At 37.0% G+C, this 1264-nt stretch carries 2 tRNA genes and 1 rRNA gene; all 3 read right to left on the reverse strand.

The features are described from left to right. Positions 1 to 42: 42 nt before the first annotated feature. The 3 genes from C6Y01_RS18780 to rrf all read right to left on the reverse strand — a co-directional run bounded on the left by C6Y01_RS18780 (position 43) and on the right by rrf (position 1125). Positions 43 to 118 (reverse strand) — tRNA-Thr (locus tag C6Y01_RS18780). A 33-nt stretch (positions 119 to 151) separates the two neighbouring features. Beyond that, positions 152 to 227: transfer RNA gene (locus C6Y01_RS18785), tRNA-Val, on the reverse strand. A 782-nt stretch (positions 228 to 1009) separates the two neighbouring features. Next, positions 1010 to 1125 (reverse strand): 5S ribosomal RNA (gene rrf / locus C6Y01_RS18790). Between the last annotated feature and the right edge of the window lie 139 nt (positions 1126 to 1264).

The following is a 1264-nucleotide window of genomic DNA, read 5'->3' on the forward strand; positions in this document are numbered from 1 at the left end:
GGCTCTCTTTAAAAGCGACTTGTCTATCTTACCATATGAAAGTGGTGCCGGCAAGAGGACTTGAACCCCCAACCTACTGATTACAAGTCAGTTGCTCTACCAGTTGAGCTACACCGGCTTTATCTATTCTAACATTATGTAAGAATAAATATGGTGGAGGATGACGGGCTCGAACCGCCGACCCTCTGCTTGTAAGGCAGATGCTCTCCCAGCTGAGCTAATCCTCCATATTGTGTTGTCATTTCGAATGTCTCTCGATCCGACAAATAGTATTATATAACGATAAGATATTGTTTGTAAAGACTTTTTTAAAATAATTTTTGAATTTATTTTAACGTTGTTTTTTCATCTTTTCGTTAAGGCACCTAAAGAATTCTACCACTTGTCTCATCATTTTAAAAGTCTTTTTTTCATCTTTTTATGTTTTTTTGTTAAAAAGGGCTCTAATAAAGCTTTATTGATGGGAAATTACCCTTTTCAAGCTTTTTACATGCTTATTTTATTCAATATATCTTCTCATACAAATCATTTAGAGAAGGAATTCTTTTATTATTTTATTTTTCTGAGAAATCATTTTCATGTAAAAATATCCTTAAATGATGCTGTTTCTTTACTATCTTCAATATCAAAGTGTTACTAGGGTATCAAGTTAGTGTTGATTCTTTCTTATTCTTACTTAGAGCGAGCGAAAAATTCAACTGTAAGTGTTGCGATACTCAGTCATCTAGTGTGTCTCTAAATAGTCCTCTGTATCTGGCTGCCAAAGAAAATTCTTATTAGCTGCTTTCTATGCTTTTGATCTTCATCCTAAACGAATTGAACGGCCGACCCACAACAACAGCTGCGTTGTTCAATGAAAATACATGAAAGTGAGACGGACAGAAAGATCAACTTATCGATAAGGCATTTACTAAATCATCACTTCTCACTTTACAAAGTGATTTAATAGAAGTAATTTTTTCAAAAACACAAAAAAGACCAGTTCCGTATGGAACTGATCCTTAGAAAAGCTTGGCGGCGTCCTACTCTCACAGGGGGAAACCCCCAACTACCATCGGCGCTGAAGAGCTTAACTTCCGTGTTCGGTATGGGAACGGGTGTGACCTCTTCGCTATCGCCACCAAACCTGATGGAGAGAATGTTCTCTCAAAACTAGATAACAATGTTCATGCTTCACATTAGAATATAGGTTAAGTCCTCGATCTATTAGTATCTGTCAGCTCCACGTGTCACCACGCTTCCACCTCAGACCTATCAACCTGAT

The sequence above is a fragment of the Bacillus sp. NMCC46 genome, assembly GCF_002998465.1.
Lineage (GTDB): Bacteria > Bacillota > Bacilli > Bacillales > Bacillaceae > Bacillus.